Genomic DNA, 16,367 nt, shown 5'->3' with positions numbered 1-16,367 from the left:
GAGAGCGAAGGTTAAATTTCGTTTAAGCGCAAGCCGGCAATGGCCATTCGAGTTCCACCACAGTCGCTTTTGACCTCCCACTTGAGCTGCATTTCTTTCAGCATCAGCTGCACGATCGTCAGGCCGATCCCGGCTCCCTGGTTCAGCGACTTGCCGTTCATGCCAGGCCCCCGGTCCTCAAGGCGAATGGCTGCCTGTCCGCCCTCCGGCTCGAGCCTGACGGAAAGATAGCGGCCGGTCCGTGCATGCCGGAGTACATTTTGCAGGAGATTGTCCAGAATGCGTTCGATCCACATCGGGTCGACCCGGTATACGACAGCCGATTCCGGAAGCTCCAGCTCCACGGTAAAGCCCTTTCTTTCAAAGGCGGGGTACCAATGAGCCAATATCGTCCGCAGCAGCCGGACCATGTCGGTTGGCTCCGGACGATACGGGTATTTGCCGGCTGACAGCAGCGTATAGGAGAGCAGGTTGTCGATCAGCTCAGCCAAATAACCGATCTTGTGGTCGATCAGCTCGACTGATTGCATCCCTTGCTCACTGAGGTTTTCTTGTTTGAGACTGTAGGCATGGCTTCGGATGGATGTCAGCGGCGTACGCAAATCGTGCGACAGGTTGGCGATGAGCTGTCGCCGCAGCTGCTCTTCTTCCTGCTCCCGTTTCCGGCCGAGCTCAAGCTGCCTGATCATCGCGTTGAACGCCTGCTCCAGCCTCCCGATTTCGTCCGGATTGTTCACCTCGATCGACTTCGGAATCCCGTTTTCGGTCGGAGACGTCATTGCTACCTCCAATCCGAGCAACCGTTTGCGCAGCCGATAGATAAAGATCCAGGAAATGAACAAAAACAGGCAGAGAATGACCAGAGCGACGGCGATAAAGAGATGGTCCCGTTTTTCCGAGAGCTGCTCGCTGCTCGTCTGGATCACGGAACGGTCGACCTGAAAAACCATAAAGCCTTTGTCCCGACTGTTTCCGATAAAGGCCACCGTCGTGAATGGATCGGCATCGTAGTGCTCCTTCATGAACTGAATCGTATAGGACGGTGTCCACTGATTGGGGATTCCCAAGTCCTTTGGAAGCGCAAGCCGCGTCTTTCCCTGCGCATCGACCCAGAACACGGAAGCCTGCTCGTATTTTTCCTTCAGCTCGGTCAGTCTCCGGCTGATTGCTTCGTCATCGGCACCGGCAAGCTGCTTGGCTTCCTGATGCCACATCTGCTCCAGCCAGACCCCGTTTCGATACATGTTCGGCTCGTCATCGCCCAAAAGCACCGTATTTAGCGCAATTGACAGCAGCGGAAACAGTATCGGCAGAAGCAGTATCGCCAGCAAAACAATCAGCAAGTATTTAAACAGCAGCGAATTGCGGAATTTCATAGCTTCACCCGGTAGCCGATGCCTCGAATCGTCTCGATCAGGACGGGAGCGCTCGGATCGAGCTCGATTTTTTCGCGGAGGTGGCGGATGTGCACGTTCAGCGTTTTGTCTCCTTCGATGTACGGTTCGCCCCAGACCGCCTCATAGATTTGCTCCTTGGTCAAAATTCGGTTTGCATGCTTCAAAAGGTACATAAAAATCTGCAATTGCTTCCCGGTCAGTGCGATCTCCTCGCTCGAACGACTGTCAATGATGAGGTTCCCGCCGATATCGACAGTGATATGACCGAGCTGCAGAGCTTGCGAAGCCGCCGAACCGTAGCGCCGCAGCAGCACCTCGACTCGTGCTGCCAACTCGTCGGGGTGAAACGGCTTCGTCAAGTAATCGTCGGCGAACTGCAGCCCTTGCAGCTTGTCGTCTACCGCCGTGCGAGCCGAAAGCATCAGGATCGGGAGGTGCGGCGCTGTCTTCTTCAGTCGCTGTCCGACGGTAAAGCCGTCCAGGCCGGGCAGCATCACGTCAAGAATAACCAGATCGGCAGCTTCGGCGTATTGCGCCGCACGGTCCCCCGACGTCAACCAGTTGACCGCATATCCCCTTCTGGACAAATCTTCTTTGACCCAGGCACCGATGTCGGCATCGTCTTCGATATATAAAATGCGTTTGTTCAGCATAGTAGCTTCCCCCGTCCTTTATCCGTTTGCGGTTTCTCATTTCATTTCCTTGAGGCATGTTATCTGACGACGTTAGGATCGCTCCTTTCGTTCGTCCTAAGATGCTGTTGCATTCTTTTAAAAAGTACCAAAAAAACAGACGGACGTCATATCTCTCGTACGCATGGTTGCGCCGTATACAAACCGTCCCTGCCTACCAGTCGGCGCTTCCTTCATGTACAGGCAGCGGGAGTTTTGCGAGATTGCCCAACTTCTATCATAGCAAGTACGGTTCAGCTAGTAGAAGGGGCAGGCCTGAAACACGGCAGCGATTTGCTTTCATACCGGAAAGCGGATTGTTTGACGCAAATTTGTTTCGGAATAGGGGGTGTAGCCTGTGAAAACGTCCAGGGGAGCGGATGAAATGCCGAGAACAAGGGGAAGGGCTTTGGAAGACAAAGAAGGCAGTTGCACAGCAAAGGACGAGTAGCAAGGAGAAGGCCGACGAGGATGGGTCCCGTCAGCCGTTTCCGTTTCTATCGGCAGTGCTGCCTCTAGATTTTCGTGAGCAGCAGTGCTAGCAGGGCGCTTCTTTGCGCAAGGTGGTCAATGACGACATGCTCGTACTCGGCGTGGGGGCCGTCACCGACCGCGCCCAATCCATCCAGTGTCGGAATGCCGAGAGCCGCAGTAAAATTGCCGTCGCTGCCTCCGCCTACGGAAGCTTCTGTCAGGGTGAAGCCAAGCTCATCTGCACATTGATTGGCAAGCGCGAACAAGCGGGCCGTTTGTACCGTCCGCTCCATCGGAGGACGGTTCAGTCCGCCGTCTGTTTCCAGCTTGATTCCCGGCAGTTTTGGCTTGGCCCCGTTGATGGCTGCCTGCACCCGCTCTGCCTCTGCCATGCTGGAAATGCGGACATCGATGTCCAGCCGCGCTTGTTCGGCGACGACGTTGGACCGGCTGCCCCCTGAGGCGATCCCGACGTTGACGGTTGTGCCTTTGGCGTAGTCCGTAAGGGCGTGCAGGTTCAAAATCTGATGAGCCATTTCCTCAACCGCACTGATGCCGTCCTCGTGATGGTTTCCGGCGTGGGCGGCTTTGCCTGTAATCGTCATCGTAAACTGACCGACGCCTTTTCGCGCTGTCTTCAGTGCGCCCGAGACCGCGACGGCAGGCTCGGGCACAAGTGCCGCAGCGCTTCTTGCGGCTTCTTCCTCGATCAGCGAGCGGGAGGTGTCGCTGCCGGTCTCTTCGTCGCTGGTCAGCAGAAAGACGACCTTCTTGTTCAGGGCTATGCCCAGATCCTTGCAAGCCTTCAGGGCCCAGAGAGCTTGAATGATGCCGCCCTTCATGTCAAAGATGCCGGGGCCGTACGCCTTGTTGCCCTCCAGCCGGTACCTGAGCCTGCCGATGTCCCAGACCGTATCGATATGGCCCATGATGAGGATTTGCTCGCTCCCGTCGCCGTATTGATAACGTAAATGATTGCCGGTTTTCTCCATCGGGATGACCTCGGCGGACAGCCCCAGATGCTGGCGGAACAGCTCCTGGAAAACCTCGCCGCAGCGGTCTACCGCCGCTTTGTCGTGCGTGGGCGACTCTGCCTGGACGACTCGCTCCAGATCGGATAAAATCAAGTGTTCTCGCTCTTTCAGATAGGACTGGATGGATGGCATGACATTCTCCTCCTTTAGGTTTGTTTAGCTAGGCGCGATCAGCCGGTACACTTTTCGCGGCCGTCCGCGGCTGGCCGGCGCTTCTTCTCCGGTAAGCTCGGCGAGGCCGTTTTTCTCCAGATCGCTTAAAATGCGGCGGGCATTGCGCTGCGTCATCCCCAGCCATTCCGCCGCCTCAACGGCACTGATGCAATTCTGGCCCAAATTTTTTTGTACGGAGAGGAGCTTGTTGTAGGTCGTGATCGTGACGCCGGCCTTGCGCAGCAGCTGGTTCATTTCCTTGTTCTCCGTCCGGTATTGATAAGTGATGCTGTCCGGGGTGTAGAGGGGGCCTTCCATCACTCCCTCGTCATTGACGAGGATCGCGTTGGAGACACCTGTCTGTTTGGCGTGGAGCAGCGCGAGCTGGGCATTTTTTTCCGCGGCAAGAGCAGTGGCGCCGAAGCCGACACCGATGTGCGTAGGCAGATCGGCGATGAGCCAGATTCGCTCCATCAGGGCAGACGGGGGATATGTCCGGTTGTCTTCAAACGAGCCCCGGGTAGAGAAGACCAGATGCTTTCCGTTCCCCAGAGGCACGACGGCACCCGCCTGCGCTTCGACGTAATCGAGAATGGTTTCCTGCAGCTTCAGCTCCAGGCGATGAACCTCGTAAATTCCTTTGTTCTCGCCGATCAGCTTGTCCAGGCCGTCGACCACCACCATTTGAACGGCGATTTGCGACTTTTTGAAGTGCAGCGCTTCTCCTTCCTGGCTGGCCATGTCCAGCATCGTGCGGATCGCCACCCGGTCGTGAGTGATCCGGTACACAGGGATTTCCCTTGCCTTTAATTCATCATAGACAGAGCTGATGCAGGTAGCGCAGGCGTCGACCTTTCCTTGGGAATAAAGTCCCGTATGAAAGGCGATCAGCTCCATGGAAGGCATGAAGCCGGAATAGGAGAGCAGATGCAGCTGGTCACAGGGAAGGCCGAGATCGGCGCACATTTCCCGGAACGCCTCTGCTGAAATAGTATCAAAGCTGACGCGCTCCAGACGTCGATGGTCCCGGTACACCAGCTCAAGCAAGACTCTCGTCAGACTCGAGCCCTGGAGCTGGGGAAAGAACGCCTTTTGCTTGCGGATCTGCTCTTTGGCGATCGCGTAAGGGGCCTGGCCCGAAAACAGCCAAATATCGACCGAGTCAGCCGCAGCATGGACGATTCCGCTCGCTTCTGCGGCATTTTGATAGACATAAGGAATGAACTGCATGCGGTCCTTGTACTCTTCACCGACTTCGCAGATGAGTCGGACGGAATCCCGGGGGCCGACAACCCCGACTCGGCTCATCATGACTCATGGGCGCACAGGGCGCAAAGCGCAAGCGTTTTCACGGCGATGGGCAAAACCTTCTCGTCGATGTCGAAGCGCTCGTTGTGATGGCCGGCAGCCAGCGTCGTTCCGAATGCCAGATAGGAAGCGAGACCGCCTTTTGCCTGGACTCGTTCCATCATGTAGGTGGCGTCCTCCGAACCGGATGTCTGGAACTGATCTACTACAGATACAACCTCGGCTACTTTTTCGGCCTGGCTGCGGATAAACGGGAGCAGCTCGGGACTGGGGGCACATTGGTTTGCTTTCCCTACGATCCGGACATTCGACTCGACTCCGTACATCGCGGCGGCACCCTCGATGATCTCCATCGCGCGGGCGAGCGTATATTCATTCACCTCGCTCGTCTCTCCGCGCGTTTCCAGCTTGAAGAAGGCGTGATGGGGAATGATGTTGCGGCCGCTGCCGGCATGCAGGACGCCCACGTTGACACGTGAGTTGCCGCCGCTGTGCCTCGCGATCGAGTGAAGGTTCAGGACGGCAGAGGCGGCAGCGAGCAGGGCGTTTTTCCCGTCTTCGGGATGGCCTCCGGCATGCGATGCCACTCCGGTATAGGTGACATCAACCTTCGTCGTAGCCAGGTAGCCGCTGGTTCCGCAGGCTACCTCGCCGAGCGGCACGCCGATGCCGATATGGCAGGCAAAAAAGCGGTCGACATCGTCGACAACGCCTGCATCCACCATCGATTTGGCTCCCCGGACGCCTTCTTCCGCCGGCTGGAAGATCAGCTTGATTTTGCCTTGAAGCTCATCCTTTAGCTGACTGAGAACATAGGCCAGCCCCAGCCCGATGGTCGTGTGGGCATCATGACCGCAGGCGTGCATCATGACAGGGTTGACCGAAGCGAAGCCTTCTGCCGCAGGAATGTGATCGGGCGCATCCGATTCCTGCAGGTCCAGCGCGTCCATATCGACGCGAAAAGCGACCGTGGGCCCGGGGCGGCCTGTGTCGAGAATGCCGACGACTCCGGTGAACCCCCCGGAAAACCTCGGCAGCCATTTGGCGATGGCCCCTTGCTCTCGGGCACGCTGTTCCTGCTGAGCCAAAAATGACTCGTCAGGTACGCCCATTCTTCCTTCTGGATGGATGACTTCCCGACCGGCTTTCACTTCATAGCCCCAACTGGACAAGCGGTCGGCAACGATGCTGGCCGTGCGGAACTCCACCCAGCCCGATTCAGCGTACTTGTGAAAGTCGCGGCGCCAGCTCAAGAGTGTGGGAAATAACTCTTCTACCAGTCTGTTTACACCTTCAACCATATGCGTCTCCTTTTTGCGGCGTGCTATTTTAGGAATAATTTAGGAATTACTTCTTAATTCAAATGAATTTCTCTGCTGGAAATGAAAATCCTTCCAGTAAATTTTATTTTATTAGAACAATTTAGAATATTTTGAGTTGACACAAAACTGAACCGACCCTATAGTTTTTAATTAAGGAATCTTAAAGGAATATTTCCAAAAAGAAGGAGGAGAGATAGGTGCAGGACGTCTTTTCCTACATCGAACAAAACCGGGAGACTTACATTGGCTGGCTGCAAGACATCTGCAAGCAACCGAGCGTGGCGGCGCAAAACCGCGGCATGAAGGAAACCGCTGATATGGTGGAACGTTTCGTCCGCGAGATCGGCGGAGAGGCGGAGCAATTGGAAACGTCCGGCTATCCGGTCGTCTTTGGACAATTCAAGGGCGAGAGCGAACGGATTTTGTCCTTTTACAACCATTACGATGTCCAGCCGGAAGATCCGCTCGATTTGTGGCATTCACCGCCTTTTGGCGCGGAAATCCGGGATGGGTACATGTATGCGCGGGGAGTGGCGGACAACAAGGGCAATCTGATGGCCCGCCTGGCTGCCGTCCACGCTTGCCTCCAGGTACGGGGCAAGCTGCCTGTAGGAGTCAAGTTCATCGTCGAGGGCGAGGAAGAGATCGGCAGCGTGCATCTGGAGGAATTCGTGGAAAAGTACGCGGACCGGATCGGAGCCGACGGTTGCGTCTGGGAGTTTGGCTATAAAAACGCTGACGGACGGCCGCAGATCAGCCTCGGGGTAAAAGGGATGTGCTATGTGGAGCTGATTTGCCGGGGAGCCAACACCGACCTGCACTCCGCCAATGCGGCGATAATCGAAAACCCCGCCTGGCGCCTGCTCTGGGCCTTGAACACGCTGAAGGGACCGGATGAGCGTATCCGCATCGAAGGCTTTTATGACAAGGTTGCGAGTCTGAGCGATGACGACCAGCTCATGCTGGAGCAAATGATTTACAACGAGGAAGACACGCTGGAAAAGCTGGGGCTGAAGTCCTTCCTGCTGGACCTGAAAGGAATTCCGCTCAAGGAAAAGCTGATCTTCCAGCCTACTTGTACCGTTTGCGGCATCGTCTCCGGCTATATCGGCCAAGGCTCCAAGACGGTCCTGCCGGCAGAGGCGAGGGTAAAGCTCGATTTCCGGCTCGTACCCGATCAGGACCCGCACGAAATACTCGCACTTTTGCGCAAGCATTTGGATGAGCACGGATTTTCGGACATCGAGATCCAGTCGTTCACGCTGGAGCATCCGGCCCGTACGCCGCTGAACAATCCGCTGACCCGCGCTGTCGTGAATACCTCCAAGCAGATTTACGGAATGGAACCGACCATCATGCCGATGTCGCCGGGAACAGGCCCGATGTACATTCTCTGCCAGCATCTCGGCATTCCCGCCGTATCAGTCGGCGTCGGCCACTTCGCCTCCAACAACCACGCTCCAAACGAAAATATCAGCATCGATGACTACATACAGGGGATCAAGCATATCGCCGCGATCATGGAAGAGTTCGCGAAGGAAGCGTAAGGAGGCGTTCGTCATATGGGCCAAACACGTGCCTTGTACCAAACCTCCGAGATTCTTGCCAAAGCAAGCGTCTTGAGAGAGCAAATCGTGGCGTGGCGGCGAGACTTTCATCAAAATCCCGAGCTCAGCTTTGAAGAGAATCGCACTTCGGACATTGTCGCAGGCCACCTGGAGAAGCTGGGTCTGGAAGTAAAGCGGGGCCTTGGCAGGACAGGCGTTGTCGGAATTTTGCGAGGAAAGCAGCCGGGACTGACGATTGGCCTGCGGGCTGATATGGACGCCTTGCCGATACACGATCAGAAAGACGTCGCGTACCGCTCCACGGTAGACGGCAAAATGCACGCCTGCGGCCATGACGCTCACACCAGCATGTTGATGGGAGCAGCGCAGTTCCTCAGTCAGGTAGAGCGGCCGGAAAAGGGAAATGTCGTCTTCGTTTTCCAGCCGGCTGAAGAGGGAGGCGGCGGCGCCCAGGTCATGATCGAGGACGGCTTGCTTCGGGAGACAGGCATTCAGGCGATGGCCGGACTGCACGTCTTTCCGGGTGTGCCTGTAGGACGAGTGACTGCCGTGCGAGGCGTAGGCTGTGCCGCTGCTGACACGATTCACATCCGGGTCATTGGCCGCGGCGGCCACGCGGCGCATCCGCATCTGGCAGTCGATTCCGTCGCTGTTGCAGCGGAGGTCATCTCGGCGCTGCAGCAGATCGCCAGCCGCCATGTGGACCCGCTCGATCCGATTGTCATTACAATCGGCAAAATTCAGGGAGGGACGGCGAGCAATGTGATCGCCCCCGAGGTAGAGCTTTTCGGAACAGTCCGCACCCTGAATCCGGCACTCCGCGAGCAGATGCCGGAGCGGATAGAGAAAGTGATCGCCGGCGTTACCCAAGCCTTTGGAGCGACCTACGCGTTTGATTACGAATTAGGGTACCCGTCGATTTTAAATGACGACGGCATGGTGGACCTTTTGCTGAAAACGTCCGATGACGTTTTGGGCGAGGGCAAGTACCAGCTCGTGAAGCCGTCCATGGGTGGAGAGGACTTTTCCTACTACACCCATCATGTGCCGGGCGTATTCTTCCGCCTGGGTGTGGGCAACGAAGACAAGCGCACTCAATATCCACTGCATCACCCGCTGTTCGACATCGATGAAGACGCGCTTCCGATCGGCGTCGCCATGCTGTCGGCGTTTGCCTTGAATTACTTGAGGCAATAGGCGGGAGCCACTTCAGTGTATCCATAAGGGGGAAACCAGACATGAAAAAACGGATTGCAGGCTTTGGCCTCGCAGCGATCCTTGCTCTGTCAGCGGCCCTGGTCGGCTGCAGCAGCCAATCTGGCGCGCCGGCTCAACCGTCCGGGAACAAGGAAACGGCACAGCCCGCTGGACAGAACGGAGAAAAAGTGCTGACGATTGCCAGCGGCAGCGACATCGTCACTTTTGATATCCACGATCACAACAACACGTCGACGGAAGCTGTGCACGTCAATATGTTTGATTATTTGGTGCGAAAGGATGCCCAGCAAAAGGTGCAGCCCGACCTTGCAACCGAGTGGGAGACGGTAAACGACACGACCTGGCGCTTCAAGCTGCGTGAAGGCGTAAAATTCCACAACGGCGACGAGTTCACCGCCGAGGACGTCAAGTTCACGCTGGAGCGTGTAGCCACGGACAACAAGCTGCTGGAATACGGAAACTACAAGCAAATCAAAGAAGTGAAAGTAATCGACCCGCATACGGTTGAAATCATCACCCACGCTCCGGAACCGGTCCTGCTGAACCGTCTGTCAAGGCTCGGCTCCGGCATCCTCCCATCCAAGTACATCAAGGAAAAGGGCTGGGACGAATTCCTGAAAAACCCGGTGGGAACAGGCCCGTACAAGCTGGAAAAATGGGTGCGTGACGATCGCCTGACGCTGGTGAAAAACGATGAGTACTTCGGCGAAAAGCCGAAATGGGACAAGGTCGTTTTTCGTTCCATTCCGGAAGATGCGACCCGTGTCGCGGAACTGCTGACAGGCGGCGTCGATATTGCCGTAAACATCCCGCCGAGCGATCTGCAGCGCGTCAAGGACAACGACGGCACCGACACGAAGCAAGGACCGACCCAGCGCGTCATGCAGCTCACCCTGCGGCTGACGCCGGGAACGGTCACCGAGAATCCGAAGGTGCGTGAAGCTATTGATTTGGCTATCGACAAGCAGGCGATCGTCGACAACATCCTCGCCGGCGGAGGCGTGCCGACCCGCACCCGCGTGACTCCGGGCAACTTTGGCACCAATCTCGACCTGTACAACAAGACGCTCTACGATCCGGAAAAGGCGAAGCAGCTTTTGGCGGAAGCCGGCTATCCAAACGGTCTGGAGCTGACGCTGAATGCGACGAGCGGCCGTTACCTGAAAGACAAGGAAACGGCAGAGCTGATCCAGGCGATGCTGGCCGAGGTGGGAATCAACGCCAAGCTGGAGCTGCTGGAGTGGAGCAAGTTCAACGAAAAGTACAAAGCGAAAAAATTTGATGAAGTGTTCATGATCGCCTACGGAAACTCCATGTTTGACGCGTCTCTGGCGTTTGACCGTTTGACTACGGAGCGGTCCAAGGGCGAGTCGGATTACAGCAACCCGGAGCTGGACAAGCTTCTGGCGGACGCCGAAAAGAACATGAACATGGAAGAGCGTGAAAAGCAGTATAAACAAGCGCAGGAAATCATCGCGGAAGAACGCCCGCACATTTATTTGTACCAAATGAATGCCAACTACGGTGTGAGCGACCGCATCAACTTTGAACCGCGTTTGGACGAAATGCTGTTCGTCGATGAAATTACACTGAAATAAGAAAAAGGTGCAGCGAATGGGGTCTCCACTGGCGAGGCCCCTTCCTGTTCCATGACCGATAGCTTGATGAACCTGTTTAGCAACTCGCAAATGTTTCGGGAGGTGACACCGTGAGACAGTATTTGTTGAAGTCGATTCTGCAGATTGTTCCCGTGCTTTTTCTGATCTCGATCATCGTCTTCGTGCTGGTGTACGTTACCGGAGACCCGGTGTCTCTGATGCTGTCCGATACGGCGACGGACGAGGATCGGGAAATCCTGATCGCTGCGCTGGGGTTGGATCAGCCGATGCACATCCAGTATTTCCGCTTTCTCGGCAACATGCTGCAGGGGGACTTCGGCACATCTTTCCGCTATGACATGCCCGCCCTGCCGATTGTTTTGGAGCGTCTGCCGGCAACCTTTGAACTGGCAATTGCAGCCATGATCGTCGCCACGGTGATCTCGATTCCGCTGGGCATTCTGTCCGCGACCAAGCGAAATTCCTTTTTGGACATTTTCGTTTCAGGCGCTTCCGTATTGGGCAAGGCAATGCCGCATTTTTGGCTGGGAATCATGCTGATCCTGTTGTTCGCCGTCGAGTGGAAGACCTTGCCGGTATCGGGAAGGGGTTCATGGGACCATTTGATCCTGCCTGCCTTTACACTCGGGACGGGAATTGCTGCGGAGATGACCCGCCTGATTCGTTCCAGCATGCTGGAAATTTTGGGGCAGGACTACATTCGCACAGCGAGAAGCAAGGGGCTGATCGAAACCATTGTCGTGTACAAGCACGCCCTGCGAAATTCGCTTATCCCCGTAGTGACCATCATGGCTTTGCAAACCTCTACCCTGATCGGCGGCACGCTGATTACGGAGACGATCTTTTCCTGGCCGGGAATGGGACAGCTAATCATTCAGGCAGTGAATACCCGCGATATGGCCATCGTCCAGGCCGCTGTTTTTGTCGTCGCCTTTTTGGTCATCGTCAGCAACATCCTGGCAGACATTTTATACCGCGTGTTGGACCCGCGCATCAAGTACAACTAAACGGAGGTGAGCCGTATGTCTCTTCCCCTGGAATCGCAAACAGCACAAGCAGGCAGCGTCGGCCAGGCGGTCAAAAAGCCGGGGCAGCTCCGCCGTTTGGCCCGCATGCTGTTGAAAAGCAAAACAGGAACAATCGGACTTTTGATCGTCATCGTCGTCGTATTTATGGCCGTCTTCGCCAGTGCGATCGCTCCTCATGATCCGGCCAAAACCCAGGCAGCGCAGCGCCTCAAGCCTCCCATGTGGATGGAGGGAGGCTCGCCGGCAAATCCGCTCGGAACCGACAATCTGGGGCGCGATGTGCTCAGCCGCATCATCTACGGCTCGCAGGTTTCCCTGATGGTCGGGGTGTGTGCCGTCGCCGTAGCGGGCGCGATCGGGGTCGTACTGGGACTCGTCTCCGGCTACTTCGGCGGGATCGTGGATAATCTCATCATGCGGACGGTCGATTCGTTTCTCGCCATTCCGAATATTTTGTTCATGCTGGTGATTTTGACCGTCCTCGGGCCCAGTCTGACGACCCTGATCCTCGTCCTCGGCTTTACCAACTGGGTCAAGTACGCCCGCATCATCCGCGGTGAAGTGCTCAGCGTCAAGGAACGCGACTTCGTCAGAGCCGCCCGCACTGTCGGCGCAAGCGACGGGCGAATCATTTTTACACACATTTTGCCCAACGTTATTTCCTCCTTTATCGTCGTCTCTACGTTGAGCGTAGCCACGACGATCATCGCGGAGGCCTCACTCAGCTTTCTCGGCTTGGGGATTCAGCCGCCAACTGTCTCCTGGGGCGGCATGCTGAGCGACGGCAGGCAGTACCTCGCTACGAGCTGGTGGGTGGCGACCTTCCCCGGTGTAGCGATTACGATCACGGTTTTGGGCATTATGTTTCTCGGAGACTGGCTGCGCGACATTCTGGACCCTCGCATGAAGGCTAGAGCGAAGTAAGGAGGGGAGACTCGATATGGAAGCAAACTTGCTGGAAGTGAAACATTTGCGGACGCATTTCAAAACTGAGGACGGCGTCGTTCCCTCCGTAAACGGCGTCTCGTTTTCCGTAGCCAAGGGCGAGACACTTGCCATCGTCGGCGAATCGGGCTGCGGCAAAAGCGTTACCTCCCTCTCGATCATGGGATTGGTCGCCCCGCCTGGCGAAGTGGTGGGCGGAGAAATCTGGCTGGAGGGCCAAAACCTGCTCGCTTTAAGCAAAAAAGAGCTTCGCAAGCTGCGCGGCAACAAGCTGTCGATGATCTTCCAGGAGCCGATGACCTCGCTCAATCCCGTGTTTACAATCGGGAACCAGCTCGGAGAGGTATTTCGCCAGCACAGACAGATGGACAAAAAGGAAGCCCGGGCACACAGCGTCGAAATGCTGGAGCATGTCGGCATCCCCAATGCGGAAAAGATCGTCGATTCCTTTCCCCATCAGATTTCAGGGGGTATGCGGCAGCGCGTCATGATCGCCATGGCGCTGGCCTGCAATCCGGCCCTGCTGATCGCGGACGAGCCGACGACCGCCTTGGACGTGACGATCCAGGCACAAATTCTCGAGCTGCTGAAAAAGCTGAACAAGGAGTTTCAAACCGGAGTCATTCTGATTACGCACGATCTCGGTGTCGTAGCCGAGATGGCGGACCGGGTCGTGGTGATGTACGCGGGAGAAGTGGTGGAGCAGGCTGACGTCTTTTCCCTTTTTGCGGAGCCGAAGCATCCGTATACAAAAGGGCTGCTCGGTTCGCTGCCGAAGCTGGACGAAAATCGGGAGGAGCTGGACTCGATCCCCGGCTCGGTACCGAATCCGCTCGACATGCCGGGCGGCTGTGCGTTTCACCCGCGCTGCCCTGCCGCCACAGAAGAGTGCAAGCAAAACAAGCCGCAGCTTCAAGAGGTGGCCCTGAACCATCTGGCACGCTGCTTCTACGCGTAAAGGAGGCACATAGCAATGGACCAGACGAAAGAACCGCTGTTGGTGGTTAAAGGGTTAAAAAAGCATTTTCCCTTCAAGAAAGGCATGTTTTCCAAAGAGACAGGCTACGTACGGGCCGTAGATGGCGTCGACTTTACCGTGTACCGCGGAGAAACGCTGGGAATCGTCGGAGAATCCGGCTGCGGCAAGTCGACCACCGGCCAGATGATTTTGCAGCTGCTGGAGCCGACCGAAGGGGAGATTTGGTTTGAGGGAAAAAATCTGTCCACTCTCGGCAAAGCCGAGGTCCGCACTTTGCGGCAGCACCTGCAAATGATTTTTCAGGACCCGTATTCCTCGCTCAATCCGCGGATGCGGGTGGAAGAAATCGTGGCCGAGCCGCTGCGCGTACACGGCACCCACAAAGGAAGCGAGCTGAAGGAAAAGGTTGTGGAGCTGCTGCGCCTTGTCGGGCTGGATGCCCACCATATGAGCCGCCACCCGCATGAATTCAGCGGCGGGCAGAGACAGCGGATCGGTATCGCGCGCGCCCTCGCCTTGAATCCGAGCCTGATCGTCTGCGACGAGCCGGTATCGGCGCTCGACGTGTCGATCCAGTCGCAGGTGCTGAACCTGCTCAAGAAGCTGCAAAAGGAGCTAAAGCTGACCTACATTTTCATCGCCCACGGCTTGCCTGCCGTCAAGCATATCAGCGACCGGATCGCGGTCATGTACCTGGGCAAAATCGTGGAGCTGGCAGAGCGCGACGAGCTGTTTGCAAACCCGCGCCACCCCTACACGGAAGCGCTTCTGTCGGCTGTCCCGATTCCTGATCCGACGCAGCGAAAGGAACGGATTGTCCTGCAGGGCGATCTGCCGAATCCGGCCAATCCTCCGTCCGGCTGCCATTTTCACACCAGATGTCCGTATGTGCAGGATGTGTGCAGACAGACTGCGCCGACACTGACCGAAGGCACTGCAGGGCACTTTGTCTCCTGCCATTTTCCGCTCGGTTAAAGCTGAGGCAGGAGTTCTTTTGACGAACTGACATCCCTTGCTTTGCGCCGGTTTGATCATGCAAAGACACGATTGCGAAAGATTGCCCTTCTGGCGGCGTAAAGGAAGTGTCGCCAAATCCGAAAGCAGATGTTCGAATGTTCGAAAGCAGATGGAATCGCGATACGTCCCCAAACAGGCAGCGGCAAAAAAAGAAGGTGCCTCAAGGTCCAAGGCAGACCAAAGAGGCACCTTTTTCAGATATGGTTGCTCGTTCGCCAAAAATACGCGAGTTAAGGAGTGGTGAGGGTGACCTTGACGTTGACGATTTTTCCTGCGTTTGGCAAGGAAAGCTGGTAGTTCCCTACCTCATTGCGCGGGATAAAGGTCTTTGCGCTTTTGGAGGCAATCGCTTTTCCTTTCGCATCGTATCCGACAGCCGTCACGCCGATGTTCTTCCCGTCTCCGCCGTTTTCTGCCACAGCCGTGACCAGCATGGTGCCATTGACCGGGGTAAAGGCACTGCTGCTCAGCTTGGCTGCAGGATTGGACAGATCAGCGAGGAACACCTTTGCCGAGGCGATTTTGGCTCCTTGATTCAGCACGATATTGTAGTTGCCAACCTCATTGCGCGGGATAAACGTATCTTGTCCTGCCGTTTCTACGGGCTTTCCTTTGGCGTCATAGCCTACCGCGAAAACGCCGATGCTCCTGCCGTCACCACCATTCTCCACGACGGCGGTCACCACCATTTTTCCATTCACTTGGGTATAGGCGGAACTGCTTAATTTGCCGGTTGGATTGGATAAGTCGGCGAGATATACCTTGACCCCGGAAATGGCGGCTCCATGATCGAGCATGATTTGGTAGCTGCCCACTTCGTTGCGGGGGATGAACGAGTCCTGACCTTTGGTTTCTACAGCTTTTCCTTTGGCATCATAGCCGACAGCAAAAACCCCGATGTTTCGGCCATCTCCGCCATTTTCCACGACAGCTGTCACCAGCGTTTTTCCGTTTACCTGCAAAAAGGCTTCACTGCTCAGCTTGCCGGTCGGGTTGGATAAGTCGGCGAGAAGGACGTTGACGTTTGCAATTTTTGCCCCCTGGTCCAGCAGAATCTGGTAGTTGCCCACTTCGTTGCGGGGGATGAAGGTGTCGAGGCCTTTTGTCTCGATCGCTTTTCCGTTTGCGTCGTATCCGATCGCGATGACCCCGATATTCCGGCCGTCACCGCCATTCTCCACAACGGCGGTCACCACCATTTTTCCATTTACAAGACTATAGGCGGAGCTGCTCAATTTGCCTGTCGGATTGGACAGATCAGCCGGGATCACCTCGACCTTGGCAATTTGGGCGCCTCGATCCATGACGATCTGGTATTTCCCAGTCTGGCCGCGAGGGATGAATACGTCTGCTCCTTTGGTTTCAATCGCTTTTCCATTGGCGTCATAGCCGACGGCGATGACCCCGATGCTGCGTCCATCGCCTGGATTTTTCAGGGAAGCAGAAACGACCAGCTTGCCGTTTTGCACGCTGGAGCTGTAATCTAGACTCTCAGCCGATGCCGTTGAATGCTGGGCGGGAGAGAAGAAGAAGACAAGAGCCAACAGCGCTGCTTGCCACGCCTGTTTCCACTGCTTGGTCATATAGAAGTCCTCCTTGCAAGAAAAAATATGGAATATTTAGATAGATTCGCA

General features: G+C 56.1%; 13 protein-coding genes. 7 read left to right on the top strand and 6 right to left on the bottom strand.

The window, feature by feature from the left end; translation table 11 throughout:
- Positions 1–11 precede the first annotated feature (11 nt).
- The 5 genes from NST37_RS19530 to NST37_RS19510 form a co-directional block, all read right to left on the bottom strand.
- Positions 12–1,376 (bottom strand): HAMP domain-containing sensor histidine kinase, encoded by a 1,365-nt coding sequence (locus NST37_RS19530; RefSeq protein WP_339185674.1) that lies wholly within the window; start codon positions 1,374–1,376, stop codon positions 12–14.
- On the bottom strand, positions 1,373–2,047 hold the full coding sequence (locus tag NST37_RS19525; protein ID WP_339186803.1) for a response regulator transcription factor: 675 nt from the start codon (positions 2,045–2,047) through the stop codon (positions 1,373–1,375). Before NST37_RS19525 ends, NST37_RS19530 begins: the two co-directional genes overlap by 4 nt.
- 536 nt (positions 2,048–2,583) lie before the next feature.
- Entirely contained in the window at positions 2,584–3,708 is a 1,125-nt protein-coding gene (locus tag NST37_RS19520; protein ID WP_339185673.1) for a M20 family metallopeptidase, read from the bottom strand.
- 24 nt (positions 3,709–3,732) lie between these two features.
- The gene (locus NST37_RS19515) at positions 3,733–5,040 is read right to left on the bottom strand and encodes a hypothetical protein (protein ID WP_327956316.1); all 1,308 of its coding nucleotides are present in this window, start codon (positions 5,038–5,040) and stop codon (positions 3,733–3,735) included.
- Positions 5,037–6,338 carry an amidohydrolase gene (locus NST37_RS19510; protein ID WP_327956315.1) on the bottom strand — a complete coding sequence of 434 codons (1,302 nt, stop codon included), beginning with the start codon at positions 6,336–6,338 and terminating at the stop codon, positions 5,037–5,039. The genes NST37_RS19515 and NST37_RS19510 overlap by 4 nt, the downstream gene beginning before the upstream one ends.
- 218 nt (positions 6,339–6,556) lie before the next feature.
- Between NST37_RS19510 and NST37_RS19505 the strand changes: the two genes are divergently transcribed.
- From NST37_RS19505 to NST37_RS19475, 7 genes are all read left to right on the top strand, one after another.
- Positions 6,557–7,906: a M20/M25/M40 family metallo-hydrolase gene (locus NST37_RS19505; protein ID WP_339185672.1), complete on the top strand. Its 1,350-nt coding sequence runs from the start codon at positions 6,557–6,559 to the stop codon at positions 7,904–7,906.
- A gap of 15 nt (positions 7,907–7,921) precedes the next feature.
- A complete protein-coding gene (locus NST37_RS19500) occupies positions 7,922–9,124 on the top strand; it encodes an amidohydrolase (protein ID WP_339185671.1) in 1,203 nt (400 codons plus the stop codon).
- A gap of 41 nt (positions 9,125–9,165) precedes the next feature.
- Positions 9,166–10,743, top strand: a complete 1,578-nt coding sequence (locus tag NST37_RS19495; protein ID WP_339185670.1) for an ABC transporter substrate-binding protein — start codon at positions 9,166–9,168, stop codon at positions 10,741–10,743.
- Positions 10,744–10,853: 110 nt separating this feature from the next.
- Positions 10,854–11,771 carry an ABC transporter permease gene (locus NST37_RS19490; protein WP_003389564.1) on the top strand — a complete coding sequence of 306 codons (918 nt, stop codon included), beginning with the start codon at positions 10,854–10,856 and terminating at the stop codon, positions 11,769–11,771.
- A gap of 15 nt (positions 11,772–11,786) precedes the next feature.
- Positions 11,787–12,716: an ABC transporter permease gene (locus NST37_RS19485; protein ID WP_003389563.1), complete on the top strand. Its 930-nt coding sequence runs from the start codon at positions 11,787–11,789 to the stop codon at positions 12,714–12,716.
- 16 nt (positions 12,717–12,732) lie between these two features.
- A complete protein-coding gene (locus NST37_RS19480) occupies positions 12,733–13,695 on the top strand; it encodes an ABC transporter ATP-binding protein (RefSeq protein WP_339185669.1) in 963 nt (320 codons plus the stop codon).
- Between the two features lie 15 nt (positions 13,696–13,710).
- The gene (locus NST37_RS19475) at positions 13,711–14,691 is read left to right on the top strand and encodes a dipeptide ABC transporter ATP-binding protein (RefSeq protein ID WP_251237582.1); all 981 of its coding nucleotides are present in this window, start codon (positions 13,711–13,713) and stop codon (positions 14,689–14,691) included.
- 272 nt (positions 14,692–14,963) lie between these two features.
- On the opposite strand, the gene NST37_RS19470 is transcribed toward NST37_RS19475, so the two are convergent.
- Positions 14,964–16,316, bottom strand: coding sequence for a hypothetical protein (locus NST37_RS19470; RefSeq protein WP_251237581.1), 1,353 nt, complete (start codon positions 16,314–16,316; stop codon positions 14,964–14,966).
- Positions 16,317–16,367 lie beyond the last annotated feature (51 nt).

This window comes from Brevibacillus sp. FSL K6-6036, assembly GCF_037964015.1.
Classification (GTDB): domain Bacteria; phylum Bacillota; class Bacilli; order Brevibacillales; family Brevibacillaceae; genus Brevibacillus; species Brevibacillus borstelensis.
Note: the sequence above shows the minus strand (reverse complement) of the source record. Positions and strands in the feature narration are given on the sequence as shown.